The sequence below is a fragment of the Acidovorax facilis genome, assembly GCF_023913775.1.
Taxonomy (GTDB): domain Bacteria; phylum Pseudomonadota; class Gammaproteobacteria; order Burkholderiales; family Burkholderiaceae_C; genus Acidovorax; species Acidovorax facilis.
Genome location: NZ_JAMXAX010000089.1, coordinates 1 through 25,656, shown reverse-complemented (window position 1 = coordinate 25,656; position 25,656 = coordinate 1). Strand labels below are relative to the sequence as shown.

Annotated in this window: 22 protein-coding genes and 1 tRNA gene; 13 read left to right on the top strand and 10 right to left on the bottom strand. The window is 64.0% G+C overall.

Annotation, left to right across the window (positions count from 1 at the left end; genetic code table 11):
* The first annotated feature begins 12 nt into the window (after nt 1-12).
* From thiD to NFX52_RS20645, 3 genes are all read left to right on the top strand, one after another.
* Nucleotides 13-915, top strand: coding sequence for a bifunctional hydroxymethylpyrimidine kinase/phosphomethylpyrimidine kinase (thiD, locus tag NFX52_RS20655; RefSeq protein WP_242701177.1), 903 nt, complete (start codon nt 13-15; stop codon nt 913-915).
* Nucleotides 899-2,209, top strand: coding sequence for a glutamate-1-semialdehyde 2,1-aminomutase (hemL, locus tag NFX52_RS20650; RefSeq protein ID WP_055393366.1), 1,311 nt, complete (start codon nt 899-901; stop codon nt 2,207-2,209). Before thiD ends, hemL begins: the two co-directional genes overlap by 17 nt.
* Nucleotides 2,210-2,351: 142 nt before the next feature.
* Complete coding sequence (locus tag NFX52_RS20645; RefSeq protein WP_082437242.1) at nt 2,352-4,103, top strand: alkaline phosphatase D family protein; 1,752 nt, start codon at nt 2,352-2,354, stop codon at nt 4,101-4,103.
* Between the two features lie 8 nt (nt 4,104-4,111).
* Here NFX52_RS20645 and NFX52_RS20640 read toward each other — a convergent pair whose 3' ends face one another.
* Complete coding sequence (locus NFX52_RS20640; protein WP_055393368.1) at nt 4,112-4,891, bottom strand: IclR family transcriptional regulator domain-containing protein; 780 nt, start codon at nt 4,889-4,891, stop codon at nt 4,112-4,114.
* A gap of 201 nt (nt 4,892-5,092) precedes the next feature.
* Here NFX52_RS20640 and pobA point away from each other — a divergent pair, with 201 nt between their 5' ends.
* Complete coding sequence (pobA, locus tag NFX52_RS20635; protein WP_252635798.1) at nt 5,093-6,277, top strand: 4-hydroxybenzoate 3-monooxygenase; 1,185 nt, start codon at nt 5,093-5,095, stop codon at nt 6,275-6,277.
* Between the two features lie 81 nt (nt 6,278-6,358).
* Here the strand turns inward: pobA and purH are convergent, their stop codons facing one another.
* The 4 genes from purH to NFX52_RS20615 form a co-directional block, all read right to left on the bottom strand.
* A complete protein-coding gene (gene purH / locus NFX52_RS20630) occupies nt 6,359-7,960 on the bottom strand; it encodes a bifunctional phosphoribosylaminoimidazolecarboxamide formyltransferase/IMP cyclohydrolase (RefSeq protein ID WP_055393373.1) in 1,602 nt (533 codons plus the stop codon).
* 95 nt (nt 7,961-8,055) lie between these two features.
* Nucleotides 8,056-8,289, bottom strand: a complete 234-nt coding sequence (locus tag NFX52_RS20625) for a Fis family transcriptional regulator (RefSeq protein ID WP_015015597.1) — start codon at nt 8,287-8,289, stop codon at nt 8,056-8,058.
* On the bottom strand, nt 8,286-9,332 hold the full coding sequence (gene dusB / locus NFX52_RS20620) for a tRNA dihydrouridine synthase DusB (protein ID WP_055393376.1): 1,047 nt from the start codon (nt 9,330-9,332) through the stop codon (nt 8,286-8,288). The genes NFX52_RS20625 and dusB overlap by 4 nt, the downstream gene beginning before the upstream one ends.
* Nucleotides 9,333-9,493: 161 nt before the next feature.
* The gene (locus tag NFX52_RS20615; protein ID WP_055393379.1) at nt 9,494-10,057 is read right to left on the bottom strand and encodes a M15 family metallopeptidase domain-containing protein; all 564 of its coding nucleotides are present in this window, start codon (nt 10,055-10,057) and stop codon (nt 9,494-9,496) included.
* Nucleotides 10,058-10,222: 165 nt separating this feature from the next.
* Between NFX52_RS20615 and NFX52_RS20610 the strand changes: the two genes are divergently transcribed.
* Nucleotides 10,223-10,693 carry a YqaA family protein gene (locus tag NFX52_RS20610; RefSeq protein WP_176886973.1) on the top strand — a complete coding sequence of 157 codons (471 nt, stop codon included), beginning with the start codon at nt 10,223-10,225 and terminating at the stop codon, nt 10,691-10,693.
* A 22-nt stretch (nt 10,694-10,715) separates the two neighbouring features.
* Here NFX52_RS20610 and NFX52_RS20605 read toward each other — a convergent pair whose 3' ends face one another.
* From NFX52_RS20605 to NFX52_RS20585, 5 genes are all read right to left on the bottom strand, one after another.
* Entirely contained in the window at nt 10,716-12,353 is a 1,638-nt protein-coding gene (locus NFX52_RS20605) for a bifunctional aminoglycoside phosphotransferase/ATP-binding protein (protein WP_207401980.1), read from the bottom strand.
* A gap of 140 nt (nt 12,354-12,493) precedes the next feature.
* Nucleotides 12,494-13,735, bottom strand: a complete 1,242-nt coding sequence (locus NFX52_RS20600) for a GGDEF domain-containing protein (RefSeq protein WP_055393383.1) — start codon at nt 13,733-13,735, stop codon at nt 12,494-12,496.
* A gap of 247 nt (nt 13,736-13,982) precedes the next feature.
* Nucleotides 13,983-14,861 carry an EamA family transporter RarD gene (gene rarD / locus NFX52_RS20595; protein WP_055393385.1) on the bottom strand — a complete coding sequence of 293 codons (879 nt, stop codon included), beginning with the start codon at nt 14,859-14,861 and terminating at the stop codon, nt 13,983-13,985.
* Between the two features lie 126 nt (nt 14,862-14,987).
* Complete coding sequence (gene ychF, locus NFX52_RS20590) at nt 14,988-16,082, bottom strand: redox-regulated ATPase YchF (RefSeq protein WP_055393387.1); 1,095 nt, start codon at nt 16,080-16,082, stop codon at nt 14,988-14,990.
* A gap of 83 nt (nt 16,083-16,165) precedes the next feature.
* Nucleotides 16,166-17,035 (bottom strand): MOSC domain-containing protein, encoded by an 870-nt coding sequence (locus tag NFX52_RS20585; RefSeq protein ID WP_055393388.1) that lies wholly within the window; start codon nt 17,033-17,035, stop codon nt 16,166-16,168.
* Between the two features lie 90 nt (nt 17,036-17,125).
* On the opposite strand from NFX52_RS20585, the gene NFX52_RS20580 reads away from it, so the two are divergent.
* From NFX52_RS20580 to NFX52_RS20545, 8 genes are all read left to right on the top strand, one after another.
* A complete protein-coding gene (locus tag NFX52_RS20580) occupies nt 17,126-18,259 on the top strand; it encodes an FAD-dependent monooxygenase (RefSeq protein WP_055393399.1) in 1,134 nt (377 codons plus the stop codon).
* Between the two features lie 53 nt (nt 18,260-18,312).
* A complete protein-coding gene (locus NFX52_RS20575) occupies nt 18,313-19,041 on the top strand; it encodes a DsbC family protein (RefSeq protein ID WP_055393390.1) in 729 nt (242 codons plus the stop codon).
* Between the two features lie 78 nt (nt 19,042-19,119).
* Complete coding sequence (locus tag NFX52_RS20570; protein WP_055393392.1) at nt 19,120-20,922, top strand: M61 family metallopeptidase; 1,803 nt, start codon at nt 19,120-19,122, stop codon at nt 20,920-20,922.
* A 115-nt stretch (nt 20,923-21,037) separates the two neighbouring features.
* The gene (locus tag NFX52_RS20565) at nt 21,038-21,817 is read left to right on the top strand and encodes an enoyl-CoA hydratase (RefSeq protein WP_055393393.1); all 780 of its coding nucleotides are present in this window, start codon (nt 21,038-21,040) and stop codon (nt 21,815-21,817) included.
* A gap of 25 nt (nt 21,818-21,842) precedes the next feature.
* Nucleotides 21,843-21,919: transfer RNA gene (locus tag NFX52_RS20560), tRNA-Met, on the top strand.
* A gap of 207 nt (nt 21,920-22,126) precedes the next feature.
* Nucleotides 22,127-22,579, top strand: coding sequence for a hypothetical protein (locus NFX52_RS20555; RefSeq protein WP_082437240.1), 453 nt, complete (start codon nt 22,127-22,129; stop codon nt 22,577-22,579).
* A 106-nt stretch (nt 22,580-22,685) separates the two neighbouring features.
* Nucleotides 22,686-24,029 (top strand): tRNA (N6-isopentenyl adenosine(37)-C2)-methylthiotransferase MiaB, encoded by a 1,344-nt coding sequence (gene miaB, locus NFX52_RS20550; protein ID WP_055393403.1) that lies wholly within the window; start codon nt 22,686-22,688, stop codon nt 24,027-24,029.
* 22 nt (nt 24,030-24,051) lie between these two features.
* Nucleotides 24,052-25,515 carry a sensor histidine kinase gene (locus NFX52_RS20545; protein ID WP_082437241.1) on the top strand — a complete coding sequence of 488 codons (1,464 nt, stop codon included), beginning with the start codon at nt 24,052-24,054 and terminating at the stop codon, nt 25,513-25,515.
* Nucleotides 25,516-25,656 lie beyond the last annotated feature (141 nt).

Genomic DNA, 25,656 nt, shown 5'->3' with positions numbered 1-25,656 from the left:
GAAGATGACGGTTTGGAGGACGCAAGCCCTGCATGCGTGCTCGTCTTCAATGCCAGCGACCCCAGCGGCGCTGGCGGACTGACAGCCGACATCACCACCATTGCCTCCGTGGGCGGGCATCCGATTGCCGTGGTCACAGGCGCCTATGCCCGCGACACGGCGCAGATTTTCGACCACTTCAGCTTTGACGACGAGGCGGTGGCCGAGCAGGCCCGGGCCGTGCTGGAAGACCTGCCGGTCCAGGCCATCAAGGTCGGTTTCGTGGGCAGTCCGGAGAACATCAGCACCATCGCCGAGATAACCACAGACTATGATGAAGTCCCGGTGATAGCGTACATGCCCAACCTGTCCTGGTGGCGCGATGAGCTGATCGACGAGTACCTGGATGCCTTCCGCGAATTGTTGTTACCGCAGACCTCGGTGTTGGTTGGAAACCACAGCACCCTGTGGCGCTGGCTGTTGCCCGACTGGACCAGCGACCGCAGCCCCACAGCCCGCGACATTGCCCGGGCCGCCTCCGAAATGGGCGTGCCCTATACCCTGGTCACCGGCATTCCCCTGCCCGAGCAGTTTGTCGAGAACGTGCTGGCCTCCCCCCAGACCGTGCTGGGCAGTGGCAAGTTCGAACTGTTCGACGCCACCTTCTCCGGCGCCGGCGATACCTTGTCGGCGGCCCTCACGGCCCTGGTGGCCAGCGGCAACGACCTGGGCGAAGCCACCAGCGAAGCTCTGGGCTACCTCGACCGCTGCCTGGATGCCGGCTTTCGCCCAGGCATGGGACACATCGTGCCCGACCGCATGTTCTGGGCCCAGCCCGACGATGACGAGGCCGATGGTGACGAAGAAGAACCCCCGATTGACGAAGCACAGGCCCTCGAAGGCTTTGTGATGCCCCCCCATGACACCAAGCACTGATCTCAACATCCCCCTGTTCGAACGCGCCAAGGCGCTGATCCCCGGCGGCGTGAATTCGCCCGTGCGGGCCTTCAAGGCCGTGGGCGGCACGCCGCGTTTTGTGAAGCGCGCCAAAGGCGCCTACTTCTGGGACGCCAACGACCAGCGTTTCATCGACTACATCGGCTCCTGGGGCCCGATGATCCTGGGCCACGGCCACCCCGCTGTGCTCGAAGCCGTGCAGAGCGCAGCGCTCGAAGGCTTCAGCTTTGGCGCACCGACCGAACGCGAGGTGGAGCTGGCCGAGGAAATCCTGAGCCTCGTACCGTCGATGGAAATGATCCGCCTCGTCAGCTCGGGTACCGAAGCGGGCATGAGCGCGATCCGCCTGGCCCGTGGCGCCACAGGCCGCAGCAAGTTCATCAAGTTCGAAGGCTGCTACCACGGCCATGCCGATTCGCTGCTGGTCAAGGCCGGATCGGGCCTGGCCACCTTCGGCAATGCCACCAGCGCGGGCGTGCCGCCCGAGGTGGTGCAGCACACCCTGGTGCTCGAGTACAACAACGTCGCTCAGCTCGAAGAGGCCTTTGCCCTGCACGGCAAGGAACTGGCCTGCGTGATGATCGAGCCCATCGCGGGCAACATGAACCTGGTGCGCGCCAGCGTGCCGTTCATGAAGCGCTGCCGCGAGCTGTGCACTGAATACGGTGCGCTGCTGGTGCTGGATGAGGTGATGACGGGCTTCCGTGTGGCCCTGGGCAGCGCGCAGAGCGTGTACGCCAAGAGCATCCCCGGCTTCAAACCCGACATCACGGTGCTGGGCAAGGTCATTGGCGGTGGTATGCCGCTGGCAGCCTTTGGTGGCCCGCGCGCCATCATGGAAAACCTCGCACCGTTGGGCGCCGTGTACCAGGCAGGCACGCTGTCGGGCAACCCTGTGGCCACGGCCTGCGGGCTGGCCACGCTGCGCGAGATCAAGAAGCCGGGCTTCTTCGACGCACTGTCGGCCACCACACGCTCCCTGGTTGATGGCCTCGCCGCTGCGGCGGCGGCTGAAGGCGTGCCCTTCAGCACCGACAGCGAAGGCGGCATGTTCGGCTTCTTCCTGATGCCCGAGCTACCCCAGAACTACGCCCAGGTGCTCAAGACCGACAGCGCGCGTTTCAACCAGCTGTTCCACGGCCTGCTTGATCGCGGTATCTATATAGCGCCTGCGCTGTACGAAGCAGGCTTTGTCAGCGCAGCCCACACCGCCGACGACATTGCCTCCACCGTGGCTGCGGCTCGTGAAGTGTTCAGAGAACTATCAAAATAATAGCTGCTAGCGCTTTACCACCAAGCGCTAGAGGCTTTTTTTATTGATATTTTTTTGTAGCAGAGGGCGCAGCGCCCTCGCTTCACGCGGCCGTCATGCAATGCGGGCAGGCTCGGGTGTTTTACCCCACACCACCCGCGCCATGGCACACAAACCCCTCGTCTCTACCTCCCACCCTTTCCGCGACGCTGCGCAGGCCGATGCCGGGCGGCGGCGCTTCGTGCGCCAGCTCGGCATCGCTGCAGCCGCGCTGGGCACCCTGCCGCTGGCGGCCTGCGGCGGCGGCGATGACGATGCGCCTGCCGTGCAGTTTGCACACGGCATCGCCAGCGGCGACCCACTGGCCGACCGCGTGATGCTGTGGACAAGGGTGACCCCACCCGCTGGCCACACCAGCGATATCCCTGTCGAATGGGAACTTGCCACAGACAGCAACTTCACCTCCATCGCTGCCCAAGGCAAGACCACGGCGCTGGCCAGCAAGGACTTCACCGTCAAGGTCGATGCCACCGGGCTCAAGGCGGCCACTGCGTACTACTACCGCTTTCGTGCGTACGCTGCCCACACCGCCACCGGCCGCACGCGCACCCTGCCCACCGGCAGCGTGGCGCAGGTCAAGCTGGCCGTGTTTTCGTGCGCCAACTACCCCGCCGGCTACTTCAATGTGTATGCCGACGCGGCCCGCCGCAATGATCTGGATGCCACCGTCCACCTGGGCGACTACGTCTATGAATATGCCCGGGGTGGATATGCGTCAGCCAACGCAGGCGCGTTGGGGCGCCTGTCGCAGCCTGCCCACGAGATCCTGAGCCTTGCCGACTACCGCCAGCGCCACGCCCAATACAAAACCGACTCCGACCTGCAGGACCTGCACGCAGCCGCCCCCATGATCGCCGTGTGGGACGACCACGAGATCACCAACGACACCTGGAGCAACGGCGCAGAAAACCACCAGAGCGCCACCGAAGGCAGTTTCAGCGCGCGCAAAGCCGCGGCCATGCAGGCGTACCACGAGTGGATGCCCACCCGCAACGCGCAGCCCGAGCTGATCTACCGCAGCTTTGCTTTTGGCAACCTGGTGGCGCTGCACATGCTCGACACCCGCGTGGTGGCACGTGATGAGCAGCTCGACTACGGCCAGTTTTTCACTGCCACCGGCTTTGACGCCGCCGCATTCACCGCCGCCGTGGGCAGCACCAGTCGCCAGCTGCTGGGCACCACGCAGACACAGTGGCTTCAGCAGCAGATGGCCACATCCAGCGCTACCTGGCAGGTGCTGGGGCAGCAGGTACTGATGGGTCGCATGAACATTCCCGCGCCCATCCTGATGGAAACGCTGCAACCCGGCGCAGGCGTCACCGTCAGCCAGTACGCGGCCCTGGTGGGACGCGCGCAGACAGCGCCCGCCAGTCTCACACCGGCCGAGCAGGCCATCCTGGCGCAGCCCTCCATTCCCTACAACCTGGACGCCTGGGACGGCTACCAGGTGGCACGCGAGACGGTGCTGGCCACCTCACGCAGCCTGGGCAAGAACCTGGTGGTGCTGTCGGGCGACACCCACAACGCCTGGGCCAACGAGCTGCGGGACATGAGCGGCAATGCCGTGGGTGTGGAATTTGCCACCTCGTCCGTCACCTCGCCGGGGTTTGAGGAATACCTGCCGAACGAAAACCCCGCCACACTGGCCGGTGCGCTGCAGCAGCTCATCGCTCCGCTGAAGTACTGCGATACCTCGCGCCGTGGCTACATGGTGCTGACTGCCACCGCCACTGAGTGCCGCGCCGACTGGGTGTACGTGAGCACCATCACCAGTCGCAACTACACGGCCAGCACCGACAAATCTCTGAAGGTGCTGGCGGGCGCGGCGGGCACGGGGCGCATTGTCGCGGCATAAGCTCAGGCTTACAACAGCCCCCGCAACTCGCGCGCGGCCTCCTGCAGCAGCGGGAGCAGGTCGCGCTGCAGGCTGCCCTCGTCGACCTGCTTGGGTGACGCCACCACATTGAGCGCCGCCACCGTGTCGCCCTGCAGATTGCGCAGGGGCACGGCCAGCGCGTGCACGCCCAGTTCGTGCTCTTCCACCGCCAGGCAATAGTCATCGCGCCGCACCTTGGCAACCACCTGCCGCAGCGGGCCGACCTGGGTGATGGTGTGGGGCGTGAGGCGGTGCAGTGAGCAGGCCTTGAGCCACGCAGTGAGTTGCGCAGGAGGCAATGCCGCCAGCAGCACGCGCCCCGTGGACGTGGGGTGCGCCGGCAGCCGCGCCCCCAGGTGCAGGCCATAGGCCAGCACGCGCGACGGCGCGCCGTACACCCCGCTGCGCGCCACGATCACCACCTCGCTGCCATCCAGCACCACGGCCGAAAACGACTGCTGCGTCTGGGCAGCCAGCCGGTTCAGCGTGGGCTGCAGCACACGCGGCAGGCGGGCTGAGGCCAGGTAGCTGCCTGAAAACCGCAGCACCTTGGGCGCCAGCCAGAAGTAGCTGCCATCTGTCTCCAGATACCCCAGGTGCGCCAGCGTCAGCAGGTGCCGCCGCGCCGCCGCGCGCGTGAGACCCGTGCGCTGCGCGGCCAGTGTGGCATTGAGCCGCTGGCGCTCGGTGTCAAAACTCTCCAGCACCGCCATACCCTTGGCCATGCCTTCGATGAAATCTGCCTTGGCGATGGGAACGGTGGTCATGGTTTGCCTGGGGCGCTTGGGGTCGGACGCCCGGTCGAAGACTGGAGGTGAGCCGAGGCTATGGAAGATTGCGCGATGATCGCACATCAGATCCATCAATCGCACGATAGCGGCGTGGGCCGGGCTTCAATTGACATGGATCAACCTACGCTTGGCCCTGTTCCTTTACCGCTTTCTAACGCCTTTGTGAGGTTGTCCACCATGCGTACCCAGGTTGCCATCATCGGCGCAGGCCCCGCCGGTCTGCTGCTCGGCCAGTTGCTCTACAAATCCGGCATTGACGCCGTCATCATCGAACAGCGCAGCCCCGACTACGTGCTGGGCCGCATCCGCGCTGGCGTGCTGGAGCAGGTCAGCATGGACCTGCTGGACCAGGCTGGCGTTGGTGCCCGTGCCCATGCCGAAGGGCTGCCCCACGATGGCATCGAGCTGCTGTTCAAGGGCCAACGCCACCGCATCGACCTGCACGAGCTGACCGGCGGCAGCCGCGTGACGGTGTATGGCCAGACCGAAGTGACGCGCGACCTGATGGACGCGCGCGCGGCAGAAGGCTTGACCACCGTGTACGACGCGCAGAACGTACAAGTGCACGACTTCGAAGGCCAAAGCCCCCGCGTGACCTACCAGAAGGACGGCCAGACGCACGAGCTGGCCTGTGACTTCATCGCAGGCTGCGACGGCTACCACGGCGTGTGCCGCGCCAGCGCCCCGGCCGACCTGCTCAAGACTTACGAACGCGTCTACCCCTTTGGCTGGCTGGGTGTGCTGGCCGATGTGCCGCCCGTCTCGCACGAACTGATTTACGCCAACACCGAGCGCGGCTTTGCGCTGTGCAGCATGCGCAGCGCCACCCGCAGCCGCTACTACGTGCAGGTGCCCAACACCGACAAGATCGAGAACTGGACCATCGACCAGTTCTGGGCCGAGCTGGGCAACCGCCTGGACCCTGAGGCACGTGCCAATCTGGTCACCGGCCCGGCGCTGGAGATGAGCATTGCCCCGCTGCGCAGCTTTGTGGCCGAACCCATGCGTTTTGGCCGCATGTTCCTGGCGGGCGACGCGGCCCATATCGTGCCGCCCACCGGCGCGAAGGGCCTGAACCTGGCGGCCAGCGACGTGGGTTACCTGTGGACCGCGCTCACCGAGTTCTACACAGAGAAATCCGCCGTGGGCATCGACACCTGCTCCGACCGCTGCCTGCGCCGCGTGTGGCGGGCAGAGCGCTTCTCGTGGTGGTTCACCTCGCTGATGCACCGCTTTCCCGAGACCGGCGAATTCGGGCAGAAAATCCAGGAGGCCGAACTGGACTACCTGGTGAACTCACGCGCTGCTTCGGTGTCGCTGGCCGAGAACTATGTGGGACTGCCGATGAATTTCGGCACCTGAACCTCATCTTCATCCTGACAGAGGGCATAAAAAAAGCGGCTTCCTTGGAAGCCGCTTTTTGCTGGATGACCGCCGGTCGAATCAATGGCGGAAGTGGCGCACGCCACTGAACACCATGGCTACGCCGCGCTCGTTGGCGGCGTCAATCACTTCGTTGTCGCGCATGGAACCACCGGGCTGAATGACGCAGGTGGCGCCTGCATCGACCACCACATCGAGGCCGTCGCGGAAGGGGAAGAAGGCGTCACTGGCTACGACCGTGCCTTGCAAGGTCAGGCCTGCGTGGCCTGCCTTGATGCTGGCGATGCGGGCCGAGTCCAGGCGGCTCATCTGGCCAGCGCCCACGCCCATGGTCATGCCTCCTTTGCAGAAGACGATGGCATTGCTCTTGACGTACTTGGCCACCTTCCAGGCGAACAGCAGGTCTTCCATTTCTTCCAGCGTGGGCTGCTTCTGGGTCACGACCTTGAGGTCAATGAGCGACAGCTCGTGGTTGTCGGCGGTCTGCAGCAGCAGGCCCGAGCCGATGCGCTTGGCGTCCATGGCGTTGCGGCCGCGTTCCCAGTCGGTCTTGCCACCATGCGCGGGCAGTGCAATCTTGAGCAGGCGCACATTGGCCTTGGCCTTGAAGATCTCCAGCGCCTCGGCCGTGAAGTCGGGGGCCATCAGCACTTCGACAAACTGCTTGCTCACCTGCTGGGCGGCCGGGCCGTCCACCACGCGGTTGAACGCGATGATGCCGCCGAAAGCGCTGGTGGGGTCGGTCTGGAAGGCCTTGCTGTAGGCGCTCAGCGCGTCCAGGCCCACGGCCACGCCACAGGGGTTGGCGTGCTTGACGATCACGCAGGCGGCGGCGTCAAAGCTCTTCACGCATTCCCAGGCGGCATCGGCATCGGCGATGTTGTTGTAACTCAGCTCCTTGCCCTGCAATTGCACGCCGGTGACCAGCGAGCCGGGCGCGGGGTACAGGTCGCGGTACAGCGCGGCTTGCTGGTGGCTGTTTTCACCGTAGCGCAGGTCTTGTACCTTGGTGAAGATGCCGTTGCTCTGGCCGGGGAACTGGGTGCGCGTGGGCACGTAGGTTTCCGACAGTTTTTCTTCTTCGAACGTGACGGACGAGAGGTAGTCGCTGATGGCGCCGTCGTACTGGGCGATGCGATTGAACGCAGCCACCGACAGCGAAAAACGCAGCTTGTCGCTCAACTTGCCACCGGCCTTCAGCTCGGCCAGCACGGCCTCGTACTGGTCGGCCGAGGTGATCACGCCGACGTCCTTCCAGTTCTTGGCGGCACTGCGCACCATGGCGGGGCCGCCGATGTCGATGTTCTCGATGGCGTCGGCCAGCGTGCAACCGGCCTTGGCCACGGTGGCTTCAAACGGGTAGAGGTTGACCACCAGCAGGTCGATGGTGTCTATGCCGTGTTCCTTCAACGCTGCCATGTGTTCGGGCAGCTCGCGGCGCGCCAGCAGGCCGCCGTGCACCTTGGGGTGCAGCGTCTTCACGCGGCCGTCCAGCATCTCGGGGAACTGGGTGACCTCAGCCACTTCGGTCACGGGCAGGCCTTTGTCGGCCAGCAGTTTGGCGGTGCCACCGGTGGACAGGAGCTTGATGCCCAGCGCGTGCAGCGCTTGGGCGAATTCGACGATGCCGGTCTTGTCGGAGACGGAGAGAAGTGCGTTCATGGTGTGGGAGGGGAGAGTTTGAATAAAAACAGGCTCTAGCGCTTATCCATCAAGCGCAAACAGCTACAAATTAAATAGCAAATAACACAATGACGTCAGAGCAGCTTGTGCTCGACGAGCTTTTTGCGCAACGTGTTGCGGTTCAAGCCCAGCCATTCGGCCGCGCGGGACTGGTTGTTGTCGGCCTGCTGCATCACGACTTCCAGCAGCGGCCTTTCGACCACACGCACCAGCATGTCGTACATGCCATCGGGCGTCTCGCCGCCCAGGTCGCGAAAGTAGCCCTGCAGGCTCTCGCGCACGCATTCTTCTATGTGTTTCTTGCTCATGCAGCCAATCCCTCTTGTTCTTCTGGTTCTGCGTCCAAGCCCGTGGCGGCAGGCAGCCGGTCCATCTGTTGCCCGAGGGCGTCCAGGTGGTCGGCCACGGCCTGCCACTGCGTGGTGCAGTCTTCGATCGTGTTGATGTGTTGCCTGAAGGCCTCGCCGCCCGGCAGCGCGCGCAGGTACCAGGCAATGTGCTTGCGCGCACTGCGCACCCCGGTCAGCTCGCCATACAGGCTGTAGTGGTCTTGCAGGTGGTCCAGCAGCAGGCGGCGCACCTCGGCCACCAGCGGCGGCGCCAGGTGTTCGCCCGTGGCCAGAAAGTGGCCGATCTCGCGGAAGATCCATGGTCGGCCCTGTGCGGCGCGGCCGATCATGATCGCGTCGGCGCCAGTGGCAGCGAGCACGTCGCGCGCCTTTTCGGGCGAGGTGATGTCGCCGTTGGCCACCACGGGCGCCTTCACCGCCGCCTTGACGGCTGCGATGGTGTCGTACTCCGCGTGGCCCTTGTAGCCCTGCTCGCGCGTGCGGCCATGCACGGTGAGCATCTGGATGCCCACGCTTTCAAACTGCCGCGCCAATGCCACGGCGTTCTTGTGCTCCTGGCACCAGCCGGTGCGCATCTTCAGCGTGACAGGCACGTTGAAGGGCGCGCAGGCCTCGACCACCGCAGCGGCAATTTCCACTGCCAGCGCTTCGTTCTGCATCAGGGCGGAGCCCGCCCATTTGTTGCAGACCTTCTTGGCCGGGCAGCCCATGTTGATGTCGATGATCTGCGCGCCGCGTTCCACGTTGTAGACCGCAGCCTCGGCCATCATCGGTGCATCGGTGCCAGCGATCTGCACGGCAATGGGCCCCGGCTCCCCTTCATGGTTGGCACGGCGCGAGGTCTTGAGACTGTTCCACAAGTCCTTGCGCGAGGTCACCATCTCGCTCACCGCATAGCCCGCACCCAGCGCCTTGCACAGCTGGCGGAACGGCCGGTCGGTGACGCCCGCCATCGGGGCGACGAACAACCGGTTCGCCAAAGGAATGTGGCCGATGTGCATGGGCGGGGTGGGATAGGGAGGCAGCAGCAGATGCTGAAAAAGGAGGCAGGATTGTACCTGCTCAAAATTTCAGCAAATGAAATATCTCGACCGCTGAAAATCGGACGGCTTTGTCACCCTCACGCGCAGCCGGGGCGAGTACCACCCCGCAGGGAGCAAGGTCATCGCGCGGCGAGGTCAGCGTCCGCGGTGTGCACCGTTGCAGCGCCGCGCAGCGCAAAGTGCCACCAAGCATCGGGGGTGTTTTCAAACTGGTGGCGGGCCATCGTCGCACGCAGCCAGGCGCGGTTGTGCAGCACATCGGGCGAGAAGCCCTGGGCGGCCGACTCTGCACCCGCCAGCGCCGCACCCGCAGGCGTTCCCATGTCCACATCGTGCCCGTCGGCCAGTGGCCCGCGCACCACCTTGCTGGCCTTCATGCCGTCCACCACACGCACCTGCACCACCCAGCCACCACCAGTGGCCGGGCAGGTAGCCTGCAACACCATGCCCTGCGCCTGCAATTCTTGGCCCACCCGCTGCAAGGCGGCACGCGCAGAAGGGGTTTCGCTGCAAGGGCTGGCGACATGCACCTCAGCGGGTTGGAGTTCAGGCACCGCTGCCTGTGGGCTGTGCACACAGGCAGCCATCAGCAGCGCCAGGGCCAGAGGCAGCCAGCGTGAGCCAACAGGCGCGCCAGCCAGAGCGGTGCCGCTGGGGAAGACGTGGGGTTCAAAACGTTGCATGCTGCCTCCTCCTTGGGAATTTTTCGGTGGACGGTGTGGTTACCACGATAGGAAAGGAGCCCCTTGCAAGCCATGCGCAGATGGCGCAGCCCGGCGTAGGACAGCGCCCTCTGACACCAAAGCACCGGCTGCGCAGCCCTACACTTGGCCCCTATGGAAATCTGGATGCACCAGCTGCTGGAATGGCTTGCGCTGCCGCAGTTCGGCCTGAGCACGGTCTTTGTGGTGGCGTTCATCTCCGCCACGCTGCTGCCTTTGGGCTCGGAGCCTGCGGTGTTCGGCTTGATCAAGATCAACCCTGAACTCTTCTGGCCCGCCATCCTGGTGGCCACGGTTGGCAACACGCTGGGCGGTGGTGTGAGCTGGTGGATGGGCCTGGGCGCTCACAAGGTGGTGGACAAGGCCCGTGGCAATGCCACTGAAGTTCGCGCGCTGAACTGGCTTCGGCGCTTTGGCGCCCCCGCCTGCCTGATGAGCTGGCTGCCCGTGGTGGGCGACCCGCTGTGTGCTGTGGCAGGCTGGCTCAAGCTGCCGTTCTGGCCTTGCCTGGCCTATATGGCTGTGGGCAAATTCTTCCGCTATCTGGTTATGACGAGCGTGTTGCTGTACTTCATGCCAGGGCATCTGGCGATGTAGTGGCCCGCCGAAGCCACCGGGATCAGGGCGGCAATAGACGGTCCCAGTTCACGGGCACCGTGGTGTCCACGTGCAGCGTGATCGCCTCTTCGTGGGACTGCAGCGGGTGGGCGCGGGCCCACTGGGCGTCCAGCACGGCCACGTCCGCCTCTGACGCACCGGCTCCGGCCAGCGCGCGCTGGCGCACACGCTCGCGCAGCACCGGCAAGGGGGCCTCGAACGACAGGATGTGGCAGGGCACTTGCACAGAATCGGCCAGGGCCAGGAAAAGCGCGCGGGCATCGCGGTCCAGCAAGGTGGCATCCACGATCACGGAGTAGCCTGCCACCAGCACCTCGCGTGCCACTTGCGCCAACCGCTGGTGCGTGCGGAATGTAGCCTCGGCGGTGTAGATGCCGCCAGGTACGCCGTCGCTGGAAGCATTGGGCGCCAGGCCGAACAGGCGCTTGCGCTCCACATCCGCCCGCACGCGCACCAATCCACGCTGGCACGCCAGGGTCAGCGCATGGGTGCTCTTGCCCGCCCCCGAAAAGCCATGGGCCAGCCACAACGCAGCAGGGCGCGCCACCGGCCAGCGCGCACGCCGTTGCCCCGCAAAACCCGCCGCCAGTTCCAGATATTCCTCCAGGGCTTGCACCGCCTGCGCACTGCCATCACCGCAGGTTGGGTTCAGCCGCAGGGCAGCAACCCGCGCCCGCACCAAAGCGCGGTAGGCGCCGTAGTACCGCAAAACGGACAGGCCCGCGTAGTCTCCCGTGTGCTCCAGCCACCGGTTCAAAAACCGCCAGGCCAGATCGGCCCGGCCATGGGCCGCGAGGTCCATCACCACAAAGGCGATATCGGCCACACAGTCGATCCAGCGCAAGGCGGGGTTGAACTCGATGGCATCGAACAGCTGGGCCTCGCCATCGATGAGTGCAATGTTGGCCAGATGCAAATCGCCATGGCATTCGCGCACCCGACCGGCTGCCCGCCGTGCCTCGAACGTGGTGGCCAGGGCCCGCCCCTGGTGCCGGCACCAGCCGACCACCTGCGCCAGCAGGGGGCCCTGACCGGGCAGCGCGCTTGCCACGGGTGCGCGCAGAGCCGCCACACAGTCATCCACTGGCGCTTGCACCGCTGCCGCCGTGCCCCAGCTGTCGGTGCTTGCAGCGATGGCAGCTGCGTCGTGGAACTGCGCCACATGGCACGCCAGCTGGTCGATCTGCGCAGGCAACACGCGATGCGCATCCAGTGCAGTGGCGAGTAGTGCGTCCTGGGCAAAACGTCGCATCCACACGACGGGTTCGGCGCCTGGCAGAGCGTCTTTCCACGGCACGACCTGAAGCGTGGTGGGGGCGCCATCCGCCCCAGCAGTCACCTGACCCATCAAACCGACAAGGCCCAAGTACAGGCCCGGCGCCGTGCGGCGATTGATGCGCAGCTCTTCCTCGCAGGCGGCGTGCCGCAGGGCATGGGTACTGAAGTCCAGAAAGTCCAGCTGCAAGGGTTTCTTGAGCTTGTAGGCAAAGTCACCCGCAAGCAGCACCCAGGAGATGTGGGTCTCGATACATTCCACGCGCTCTACAGGGTGGGGAAAAGCCTGCGGTTGTTGCTGCAGCAGACGCACACGCTGCTGGGCGGTGGCGAATTCGGCCGACAGGTCGGTGGATGAGGGCATGGAACGGACGCGGGGGAAAGGCACCAACGCACAAGCGCGAAAGGCAGCCATGCCACCCAACGTGGGGGATGGAAACAGGCGTTCAGTGTGAACACCGAAGGCCGCTTGTCAACCCGGCCAGCACAAACAACGGCCAGCAGCTACAGGAAAGCGTTGCTGCTGGAGATCGACAAGTCCGACAGCTGCGAATCGCCTTTGGCAACTGGCTCCTCGACCACCACCTGGTTGCGCCCGCCTTCCTTGGCCATGTACATGGCGGTATCGGCCCGCGAGAAGAACTCCAGCACCGACTCGCCCAACACATACTGCGTCACCCCGACCGATACCGTCACCCGGCCCTTGAGCAATCCGGTCCAGGCATGGGTTTCCACCTGCGCGCGAATGCGCTCACAGGTATTGAGCGCAGGCAGCAACGAAGTGCCAGGGAAGATGAGCAGAAACTCTTCACCCCCATACCGGCCAAACACGTCGCCCCCGCGAACGCCCTGCTGCGCGATGCGCGCAAAGGTGCGCAGCACCTCGTCGCCCCCCAGATGCCCCAGCTCATCGTTGATGCGCTTGAAGTGGTCAATGTCCAGCACGGCCAGGCACAACGGGATGCCACTTTCGTCGGCCAGCTGTTTTTGCTCTTCCAGCGCGGCCAACACGTAGCGGCGGTTGAAGCATCCCACCAGCGGATCGCGCTGGGCGTCTTCCTGGATGTTCTTGATCTTGCGGCTTGCATGGTAGAGGCTGCGGTAAAGGCGCTGCACGCGGCCCATGAGGGCAATGAAGGCGGGCAAAGAGACCGCCAGAGCCACCCAATGCAATGCCTCCAGACGCAGCAGGGCGTTGTTCTGCTGCTCCAGGTAGTGCAGCCCCACCACCCCGGCATAGAGGCACAACATGCAGGCCGCCAGTGCCAGCAGGGTGGGCCGTGGCACAGTGAAAATGCCATAGGCCACGGCCACAAAGGTGAATGGCGCCAACAGGATTTGCGTAACGGGCGCCAGGTAGACAATGCCGAGCATGCACGCGAGCGCTGTAGCCACCATGGCCAGCTTCAGGTGCCGATGCCGCACATTTTTGTGCAAGCCCGTGTTGAAAATGCCCCAGAAGGTCGCGCAGACCACCGCCACCAGCACGCCCAACACGGCGAGCACCTGGAGGTCCACCATGCCCAGCGCACAAAACCCCAGCATCGCCAGCGCATAGAGCCCCATCAGCCCTGCGGCCAGCAACCATTTTTCGCGCGCACTGCGCCCACTGCGGGGCCCCATTCCATCCAGCGCGCGGCGGGCCGGGCGCACCATGGCTGAAGACGAGTCATCGAACTCCATGACAGCGTCGGACAGGGGAAAGGCGTCCGTCGCCGAAAACGGATTCTTGCGACCAAAAAACATGTGGAGGCAGGCCTGAGCCCGGGTTCGTTCGGGTGATGCTTCACCGAAATGCGCAGGCTGCAGGCACCAACACCCGGCAGACGAGCCCGCGCATCTTACGCAGAACTGACACCCTCGCGCTCCGTGTTTTCCAGTAGCACCTCCAGCGGCGCAGCAAATCTGTGCAATGAATGCGACGCGAGCCCCCTCGGAAAGACTCCCAGCCCCTGGTCCCACGCATGCGGTGCGGGGAGAACTCGGCCCTTCTTCAGGCCACTACAACCCGCCGACGCGTCCACCAGCCTTCCATGCTGTAGACCAGCAGCGCCGCCCAGATCAAGACAAACCCCACCAGGCGCGCTGGCTCGAACGGTTCATGGAACAACCACACGCCCAGCGCAAACTGCAGGCTGGGCGAGATGTATTGCAGTATGCCCAAGGTGGACATCGGGATCAGGCGCGCACCCGCCGCAAACAGCAGCAGCGGAACTGCCGTCATGGGTCCCGCAAGCAGCAGCCAGCCGACGGTGGCGGGCGTGCCCTGCACCAGCGCACCCTGGCCTTGCCACGCCCACCAGCCCAGCACGACGGCGGCCACCGGCGCGAGCACCAGCGTCTCCAGCGCGAGACCCTCCAGTGCGCCCAGCACAGCAACCTTGCGCAACAACCCATAAAAGCCAAAACTCAAGGCCAGTACCAGAGCAATCCAGGGCAGGCGCCCAGCCTGCACCGCCAGCCACAGCACGCCAGCGGCCGCCACGGCCACCGCCATCCATTGGCCCGAGCGAGGCCGCTCACGCAGAAATACAAAGCCCAGCGCGACGTTGACCAGCGGAAGGATGAAATAGCCCAGGCTGGCGTCTACCACGTGCTGGTTTTGCACCGCCCACACATAGGTAAGCCAGTTGCCCGACAGCAGCATCGCAGACAGCACAAATGCCGCCAGCACCTTGGGCTGGCGCAGCACGGTCCCCATCCACGACCATTGCCTGCGCACCATCAGTACGCCAAATACAAACACCAGCGACCACAGTGTGCGGTGCATCACCACCTCGAGCGAGGGCACGTCTGCCACCTGCTTGAAATACAGGGGGAACAGGCCCCAGGCGATGTAAGCCAGGGCGGCGTAGAGGATTCCAGTGTTCATAGAAATCGATGCTCAGGGGGATGCGTGGCCCCCCTGCCAAACGGTCGTAAAAAATCCCTGCATGCCAGGGGCCCTGCAGGGATTGCGGGCCACCGGGCCATAACCCGATGGCGTTTTCAGTGATTTTTAGACGTTGAACAGGAAGTTCAGCACGTCGCCGTCCTTGACCACGTATTCCTTGCCTTCGGCGCGCATCTTGCCAGCATCCTTGGCGCCCTGCTCACCCTTGTAGGCGATGAAATCGTCAAAGGCAATCGTCTGCGCACGGATGAAGCCGCGCTCGAAGTCACCGTGGATCACGCCGGCCGCCTGGGGTGCCGTGTCACCAATGTGGATGGTCCACGCGCGCACCTCCTTCACACCCGCAGTGAAATAGGTCTGCAGGCCCAGCAGCTTGAAGGCGCCCCGGATCAGGCGTGCGAGGCCGGGCTCGGTCTGGCCCATTTCGGCCAGGAACATGTCACGGTCTTCGTCGCTCATTTCAGCCATCTCGGCTTCCATCTTGGCGCAGATGGCCACCACGGGGGCGTTCTGGCTGGCAGCGTAGTCCTTGAGGCGGTCGAGGAAAGGGTTGTTCTCAAAGCCGTCTTCGCTCACGTTGCCCACGAACATCGCGGGCTTGGCGGTGATCAGGCACAGGGACTTGAGCAGCGGCTGCTCTTCCTTGGTGATCTCGACCGAGCGGGCGGGCTTGCCTTCATTGAGCGCAGCCTGGATGCGCGTGAGCAGCGCCACCAGCTTGGCGGCATCCTTGTCGTTGCCCGACTTGGCAGCCTTGGTGTAGCGATTGAGCGCCTTTTCGACGGTGCCCATGTCGGCCAGGCACAGCTCGGTCTGGATCACCTCGATGTCCGAGATCGGGTCCACACGGCCAGCCACGTGGATCACGTTGTCGTCTTCAAAGCAGCGCACCACGTTCACGATGGCGTCGGTTTCGCGGATGTGGGCCAGGAACTGGTTACCGAGGCCTTCACCCTGGCTGGCACCCGCCACCAGGCCGGCAATGTCCACGAACTCGACAATGGCGGGCACGATGCGCTCGGGCGAAATGATCTGGGCCAGCTGGGCCAGGCGCGGGTCGGGCACCTCGACCACGCCCACGTTGGGTTCGATGGTGCAGAACGGATAGTTCTCGGCGGCGATGCCGGCCTTGGTCAGCGCGTTGAAGAGGGTGGACTTGCCGACGTTGGGCAGGCCCACGATGCCGCATTGGAGGCTCATGGCAGGGCTTTCTGGATTTCGGAGACAAACCGCCGATTTTACGGGCCAGCCAGCTATCACCCTTTCACGCCATGTTCACACCGTCAGTCGAAGCGCAGATTGGCCGCCACCCGCTGACCCACGCGCAGCGTCTGGCCCGCCCCCTGGCGCACGATGGCATTCATTCCGAACGTGATGGCGCCATCGAGCCGTTGGTCCTTCCGATAGGTCCGCAGGGTGTCCCCCACCGATGGGTTGCTTTCGGCTGTAGCGGGGTCGATGTCAGGAATGGGGCACCGCGAACAGGGTTTGACGGGCTGCAGGTGGATTTCACCCTCTTGCGCATCCACACGCACCAGATCCACTCGGTCCTCGTCGTGTGCGTCCACCCCGGCCAGGACCACATTGGGCCGAAACCGCTCGATCCCAGCGGCGGCATGGCCTGCAGCCTGAAGTCGCACGTTCAGCTCATCCATCGATGCCTGGCTGGCGAGCAACAACGGAAAACCATCGGCAAACTGGTTCGGCGCCTCGACACCGCCCGTCCATTCCATGCTGGACAAGCGGCGGTATTCAGGATCAAAACGGACAAGGCGGCAGGGCTGACCGAGGAAGTCCGTAAACCACTGCGCCGCCACGGCACCCATGTCCCATGCGGGCACCGTGTCGCGCCACACGGTCACCTTGGCGGGCGCCTCGACCGCATCGATGGCCACATGCAAGGCCAGCATGCCAGGCGCACGCAGCACCATCTCATCGCCTTTGAGCTGCGGGCGAATCAGCGCCATGCGCGGCAGCGTGCGCTGGGTTACAAACATGCCCTCAGCGTCTACCACCATCCAGGCACGGTCCAGATCGAGCCCCGTATCGGTGAGCAAGGCCTGCTGCACTTCAATGCCGGCACACGACTTGACGGGATAGACAAACAGGCGCGCGATGGTGCCCGACAGATCGGAATCAGGGTGGAAACTCACGCGAAGGTGCTCCTCAAAAATGACCGGTTGGACAGCGAGCCCGATTTTGCACCGCGCCCAAGGGCCCAGGCCCGCTCCTACAATGCCGCCATGGCCCAAACCTTTGATATCTGTATTCGCGGCACCGGCATTGTGGGCAAGACGCTGGCACTGCTGCTGGCCCGCGAACGGCTGAAAGTGGCCCTGCTACCTGCACCCGGCCCGAAGGCCCCCGCAACTGCCGATGTGCGGGCCTATGCGCTGAACGCAGCATCGCGCAAACTGCTGGAATCGCTTCGCAGCTGGCCCGATGCACAGCACGCCACAGCCGTGCGATCCATGCAGGTACAGGGAGACCGGGATGGCGCCGTGCATTTTGATGCGGCCACCCAAGGGGTGGAAGCCCTGGCCTGGATCGTTGACGTGCCCGCCCTGGAGGCCCGCCTCGCCGAAGCTCTGCGCTACCAGCCCCAGGTGGAAATGGTCGATGCCCCCGTGCCGGCGGCCCTGACCGTGGTGTGCGAGGGCCGCGCCAGCAGCACGCGCGAAGAGTTTGGTGTGGGTTTTCAGGTGACGCCGTATGGGCAACACGCCATCGCCACCCGATTGCAGTGTGAACGCGCCCACGAACAGGTGGCACGGCAATGGTTTTTGCCCGACGGCATCCTGGCTTTTTTGCCTTTGGGCGGGCCGCAGGGGAACTCCGTGGCGGTTGTCTGGTCCGTCTTGCAGGAACATGTCGCGCCGCTGATGGCCTTGTCCCCTGAAGAATTCGCGCAGAAGCTCCACATGGCCAGCCGGGAATCCCTGGGGTCGCTGACGCTCAGTGTGGAACGAGCAGCCTGGCCCCTGCAGCTTGCAAAAGCAGACCGCTGGTGTGGCAGCTTGCCATCCACCGGAAAAAACCCGCGCAGCTGGGTGCTGGCTGGTGACGCGGCGCACAACGTGCATCCGCTCGCAGGCCAGGGGCTGAACCTGGGACTGGCAGACGCCCAAGCCCTGGCCAGCGCACTGCATGGGCGCGACTACTGGCGCAGTGTGGCTGATGTACGTTTGCTGCGGGGCTACGAGCGTGAGCGCAAGGCAGCCCTGCTGCCGATGGGATTGGCGACGGATGGCCTGCAACAACTCTTCTCCCGCCAGGAAGGGCCGCTGCAGGCGCTGCGCAACTGGGGAATGAAGGGCTTTGAACTGAGCGGCCCGCTGAAGCACTTCGTGGCCCGCCAGGCCATGGGAAATTACTGACCACACCGGTGGCCGCCCTCTGGAAGCCACCAGACCGTTTTAACGAGAACACCATGAAACTGATTCCCACCCTGCTCGCTGCCGCCGCGCTGGCCTCCGGCTTTGCCGCCACCGCACAAGAAGCGGACATCCGCAAGGCGCTCGCCGAACGCATTCCCCAAATGGACAAGATTGACGAGGTGCGCCCCACCCCCATGAAAGGCCTTTATGAAGTACGCATCGGGACGGACCTTTTCTACACGGACGCCAAGGGCAACTATGTGATCCAGGGTGAACTGATCGATACGAAAGTGCGCCGGAATCTGACCGAAGACCGCATTGCAAAGCTCACAGCCGTCGAGTTCTCGGCACTGCCCCTCAAAGACGCCTTCACCATTGTGCGCGGCGACGGGAAACGCAAGTTGGCCGTTTTTGAGGACCCCAACTGCGGCTACTGCAAGCGTTTTGAACGCGATCTGCAGAACGTGGACAACGTGACGGTGTACCTGTTCCTGTACCCCATCCTCAGCCCCGACTCTGCGGAAAAATCGCGCAACATCTGGTGCTCCAAAGACCAGGTGACGGCCTGGCAGGATCTCATGGTGCGGGACAAGCCTGTGCCTGCAGCGAGCTGCGATACCAGCGCCTTGCAGCGCAACCTGGCATTTGGCCGCAAGCACAAGATCACAGGAACGCCTACGCTGATTTTTGCCAACGGCGCCCGCGTGCCGGGAGCCATCGGCGCCAAGGAAGTGGAAAAGCGCCTGGCCGAGGCCAGCAGCGAAACCCCTGCCGCCAACTAATACGCGTTTTGCATGCGCGCAGGCCCCGCGCCCACGGGCCGCGCCATCTGACCACAAGGCCCGAACCTGCAGTTGCCCATGCCCTCAACCCGCAAGCCAGAATCCGCCGCCATTCACTACCTCGTTGAGCCAGCGGACCTGCACGGTCATCTGTTTCGCATTGCACTGACGATTCCCCACCCTTCGGCGCAGCAAGAGGTCTCGCTGCCGATCTGGATTCCGGGGAGCTATCTGGTGCGGGAGTTCTCCAAAAATCTGCAAGAGCTCAAAGCCCATCAGGGCACGCGGGAAGTGAAGCTCACGCAACTGGACAAGCATCGGTGGCAAGCTGAATGCAGCCCCAACAAGCCCCTTGTGCTGTCCTACGCCGTCTGCGCCTACGACACCTCGGTGCGCACGGCCTGGCTGGACGCATCGCGCGGGTTTTTCAACGGCACCAGCCTGTGCCTGCGCGTGCAGGGCCAGGAAACGCAGCGCCACACGCTCGATATTGCCAGCACGCCTGCTACGGCCACCTGGTCAGTGGCCACCGGCTTGTCCCCCGTCAAGACAGACAAGAAGGGTTTTGGTCTCTACGCTGCGGCGAACTACGACGAGCTGGTTGACTGCCCGGTGGAAATGGGCCTCTTCTGGACCGGCCGCTTCACGGCCTGCGGCGTTCCGCACCGCTTTGTGGTGGCTGGTGCAGCGCCCTCTTTTGACGGCAAGCGCCTGCTGGCAGATACCCAGAAGATTTGCGAGACCGCAATCCGTTTCTGGCATGGCGAAGGCAAGGCGCCGTTCAAGAGCTACCTGTTCATGCTCAACGCCGTGGGCGACGGCTACGGAGGGTTGGAGCACCGCAACTCCACCGCGCTCATCTGTGGCCGGCGCGACCTGCCACGGGTCGATGAGGCCCGCACTGGTGATGGATACACCACACTGCTGGGCCTGATCAGCCACGAGTACTTCCACGCGTGGAACGTCAAGCGGCTGCGCCCCGCCGATTTTGCCCAATACGACTACACCCGCGAAAACTACACGGAGCTGCTGTGGTTTTTCGAGGGCTTTACCAGTTACTACGACGATTTGCTGCTGCGCCGAGCAGGGTTGATTGACGATGCTGCGTACCTGAAGCTCATCACCAAAACCATCAACCAGGTGCTCCAGACACCAGGCAGGGCCGTGCAGACCGTAGCGCAAGCCAGCTTTGACGCCTGGGTCAAGTACTACCGCCAGGACGAAAACACCCCCAACGCGACGGTCAGCTATTACACCAAGGGCTCGCTGGTGGCCCTGTGCCTGGACCTGGCCCTGCGCCGCGAAGGCAAGACCAGCCTGGATGAGGTCATGCGCACGCTGTGGCTGCGGTGCCAGGGCGGCCCGATGTCGCAAGACGATTTGCTGGCAGTATTGAAAGAACTGTCCGATCGGCCCTTCGATACAGAACTGGCGCGGTGGGTGCACAGCACCGCAGAACTGCCGCTGGCAGAGTTGCTGGAAGCCAACGGCGTTTTGCTCAAGGCGGAGACCCCCCAATGGGCGCAGCGGCTGGGGCTGCGGGTGGGAGAAAACCACAGCGTGCAAATCAAGACCGTGCTGCGAGGTGGCCCTGCGGAAAAGGCGGGCATAGCGGCTGGCGATGAGTGGCTGGGCATCGATGTGAAAGGCCAGGGGTGGCGCATCAGCAAGCTGGAAGATGTGGCGTTCTATGCTGGCACCGAGACATCCCTGACAGCGCTGGTGGCACGGGACGGCCGACTGCTGCGGTTGCCGCTCGAACTGTCGGCCCGCAGTGCGTCCACGCCCCCCAAAAAGACCTCCCGCACCACCGCCACGGTGCCAGACACGGTGAGCCTGTCGATTGCCAACGCTGCCGCCTTGGGGCGATGGTTGAACTGAGCCAGGGACATGACACCGGATTGGTACGGTGTTCTACCTACCAGTGCATAGGTTCGGGCATGCTTGGGTATATTCGTTCGTGCTTTCATAACTACCTATAAACCCAGGAGATTTCATGTCTTACGAAACTATCGAGGTTCGCATTGAGGCGGACAAGGTTGGTATCGTCACGCTCAACCGGCCCAAGCAGCTCAACGCGCTGAACGACCAGCTCATGGATGAGCTGGGCGCGGCACTGAAGGCCTTTGATGCGGACGAAAAAATCGGCTGCATCATCGTCACAGGCAGTGAAAAGGCGTTTGCCGCAGGCGCCGACATTGGCGCCATGGCGAAATACAGTTTCGCAGACACTTACAAGGGCGACTACATCACCCGCAACTGGGAAGCGATCCGCTCCATCCGCAAGCCCGTCATTGCCGCTGTCAGCGGTTTTGCGCTGGGCGGTGGCTGTGAGTTGGCCATGATGTGCGATTTCATCATCGCCGCTGATAACGCCAAATTCGGCCAACCCGAAATCAAACTGGGCGTGATCCCCGGCGCAGGCGGTACGCAGCGTCTGCCGCGCGCAGTGGGCAAATCCAAGGCGATGGACATGGCCCTGACCGGTCGCATGATGGACGCGGTGGAAGCCGAACGTTCCGGCCTGGTCAGCCGCGTGGTGCCCTACGACAAGCTCATGGACGAAGCACTGGGTGCCGCCATCATCATTGCAGGCTTCTCCCAGATCGCCGTGATGGCGGCCAAGGAGTCGGTCAACCGCGCCTTCGAAGGCAGCTTGTCGGACGGTGTGATGTTCGAGCGCCGCCTCTTCCACGCCCTGTTCTCCACCCAGGACCAAAAGGAAGGCATGGACGCTTTCATGAACAAGCGCACCGCGAACTTCACACACCAATAATTTTTGTTCTATAATCTCGGACTGCGGTCGTATAGCTCAGTTGGTTAGAGCGCAGCATTCATAATGCTGATGTCGGTGGTTCAAGTCCACCTACGACCACCAAATCCAACCCACAGTGCCTGCGCACTGTGGGTTTTTTATTGGGCAGCCGCACCGCAAAAATCATAGCTGCCGACGCTTGGTACCATTGGTTTTCAATGGAAAACCGCTGGAAATCCTTTAACACCAAGCGCGAGCAGCTATTATTTTTGAGAACTGCGGGATTGGCCCCGCTTTTAGAATCGCTGTTTCAGCCCCTGGATGTAAACCATGAACCGCTGCACCACGACTTCCTCTCCTGCTTTCTCCCTCACTTCGCCGACGGCCCCCGCGCGAAAGCTCTTCGCGGCTGTGGCCTGCGCCCTGCTCTGCGGCGCCCTGCCGGTGTCCGCCCAGGTACAGCCCGGGCTTGGCGGCATGCGGACCTTTCCCGATGCGGCCCAGCGCGGCACCCTGACCCTCAACACGGCATCGGAGGCCACGCTCAATGGCCGCACCATCCGCCTGGCGCCTGGCATGCGCCTGCTGAGCCCTCAGAACACGCTGGTCATGATGCACACGGTGCTGGGGCAGAGCTACAAGGTGAACTACGTGATCGAAAACAGCACCGGCATGCTGATCACCGCCTGGATCCTGACCCAGGGCGAAGCCGAGCAGCCACGCAAGGGCAGCGACACGGTCGAGCGCAACTACCGCACCGAGTACGACGCCATCCGCAAGTGATGCGTTGACCCATCAGCCGCGCCCTGTGCCTCGGCGCGGTCCTTGAATGTTTGCGGTGCGCTGCGGTGCTCCGCCCTTTTTCTTTCTGATTGCAAGAGAGCCTGCCATGGCCAAAAAAGTCTTCATCAAAACCTTCGGCTGCCAGATGAACGAGTACGACTCGGACAAGATGGCCGACGTGCTCCACGCTGCCCAGGGCTACGAGCCCACGCAGAACCTGGACGAAGCCGACCTCATCCTCTTCAACACCTGCTCCGTGCGCGAGAAAGCGCAGGAGAAAGTCTTCAGCGACCTGGGCCGCATCAAGCACCTGAAGGCGCGCGGCGTGAAGATTGGTGTGGGCGGCTGCGTGGCCAGCCAAGAGGGCGCCGAGATCATCAAGCGCGCGCCCTACGTGGACGTGGTGTTCGGCCCCCAGACCCTGCATCGCCTGCCCGAGATGCTCAACCAGCGTGAACGGCTAGACAAGCCGCAGGTGGACATCAGCTTCCCTGAGATCGAGAAGTTCGACCACCTGCCGCCCGCGCGCGTGGAGGACGCCTCGGCCTTTGTGTCCATCATGGAAGGCTGCAGCAAATACTGCAGCTACTGTGTGGTTCCCTACACCCGGGGCGAAGAGGTGAGCCGCCCGTTTGACGACGTGCTGGTGGAAGTGGCAGGGCTGGCCGACCAGGGCGTGAAGGAAATTACCCTGCTGGGCCAGAACGTGAACGCCTATCTGGGCAAGATGGGTGGCACGGCCGAGATTGCCGACTTTGCACTGCTGCTCGAATACGTGTCCGACATCCCGGGCATCGAGCGCATCCGCTACACCACCAGCCACCCCAATGAGTTCACGCCCCGACTGATCGAGGCCTATGCCAAGCTGCCCAAGCTGACCAGCCACTTGCACCTGCCCGTGCAGCACGGCAGCGACCGCATTTTGATGGCCATGAAGCGCGGCTACACCGCCATGGAATACAAGAGCACGGTGCGCAAGCTGCGCGCCATCCGCCCAGACTTGGCCATGAGCAGCGACTTCATCGTCGGCTTCCCCGGCGAGACCGAAGACGACTTCAACAAGATGATGAAGCTGATTGACGACATCCACTTCGACAACAGCTTCAGCTTCATCTTCAGCCCCCGCCCCGGCACGCCCGCAGCCGGCCTGCACGACGACACCCCGCACGACGTGAAGCTGCGCCGCCTGCAGCACCTGCAGGGCGTCATCAACGCCAACATCAAGTCCATCAGCGAAAGCCGCGTGGGCACGGTGCAGCGCATCTTGGTGGAAGGCGCTTCCAAGCGCGATACCACCGAGCTGATGGGCCGTACCGAATGCAACCGCGTGGTGAACTTTGTGGGTCAGTCACGCCTGGTAGGCCAGATGGTGGATGTCACCATCACCGAAGCCAAGGCCTACACGCTGCGCGGCGAAGTGCTCACCCGCGAGGCGGCAGTCGCAGCCTGACGCGCACCCGGCGCCCGTGGCAATGACGGCAGACACCCCGCCAAGCGCGGATCTTCGCAAGGCCGACGGCCCGCTGCACGGCCTCTCGTTCCAGCAGCTTTTGCTGCTGGCCTTCCTGCTCATAGCGGGACTGCTGGGGGTGAGCTCGTTGCGGGCGCTGTACACCCTGGAACAGCTCATGGTGCAAAGCCGGCTTGGTGCCGCCGAGGCCACCACGCTGAGCACAGCGGCCCAGGCATTGAACCAGCGCGGGCAGGCCCTGGAACGCGCGGCACGCCAGTCCCTGGTGCTGCGGGATGCGCCGCTGCGGCGCAGCTTCAACGAAATGTCCGTAGAGGCACAAGCCGTTCTCGACCAGTTGCACCAGGGCGGCCTTCCCGAAGACCAGGCCAGCCAGTGGCGTGCGCATCTTGACGCCGTGAAGGCACTGCTGGATGCACCGCCGGAACGGGCCCTGGAAAACGAGCAACGGGTAGCGGAAGAATTTGTCACGCTTGAAGCGCTGCATACCGCCATCGTGCAATCGGTCCAGGAGATCAATGCACAACGTAACCGCGCGCTGCAGGACCGGGTGGAAGCGAGCCGCCGCAACGTGACGCACCAGGTGGTAGGGGTGATCGTCCTGGCGCTCGTCCTGGCCCTGGCGCTGGGCATCTGGCTTGCCCGTCCTTTCAAGCGGCTGGAAGGCACGATTCGGCGGTTGGGCGAGAACCAGCTTGAAGCGCCCGTGGTGATCTCCGGCCCCGACGACGTACGCCGCGTGGGGCAGCAGCTGGAATGGCTGCGCCTGAGGCTGCTGGAACTGGATTCGGACAAGGCCCGCTTCCTGCGCCATGTCTCGCACGAACTCAAGACGCCGCTGGCCGCGATGCGCGAGGGCGTGGCGCTGCTGCAGGACGGTGTGACCGGTGAACTCAATGCCGGCCAGCGCGAAGTTACACAGATCCTTCACCACAACACGCTGGTTTTGCAAGGGGAGATTGAAGCCTTGCTGCGCTTTAACGCTGCAGCCTTCGAGGCACGCCAGCTGCAGCGGAGCGATACCGATCTGCTCGCGCTGCTGGAAGCCCAGGTGGAAGCCCAGCGGCTGCAATGGCAGGCCCGGGGCCTGCGGGTGCTGGTGGAAGGATCCGCCATCTCTCTGCCCATTGACGCCGACAAAATCGCCTCGGCAATCAGCAACCTGCTGTCCAACGCCATTCGTTTTTCGCCCAAAGGGGGAACGGTGCGGCTGTCCCTCTCGCGCCATGCGGGCTGCGTGCGCGTGGACGTTTCGGACCAGGGCCCCGGTGTGGCCCAGGCAGACCGTGACCGCGTGTTCGAACCTTTTTACCGTGGCATCCGCCAGCCGGACGACGCAGTGCGCGGCACCGGTATCGGGCTTTCCATCGTCCAAGAGTACATCGTCGCCCACGGCGGCCAGGTGCGGTTGGTGGAAGATGGCGTCCACACCTTTTTTCGCATGGAACTACCGCATGCTGCCTAGTTGTCTTCCCGTCCACCCCACCAACACGCGCGCCCTGGACTTTCCGGTATGGGTGATGTTGCTGGCTGCGGCCATCACGTTGGCCGGATGCAATGCGACGGCGCCCCAAGCGGTAGCGGCGCCTGTTCCGCCCATGACCGC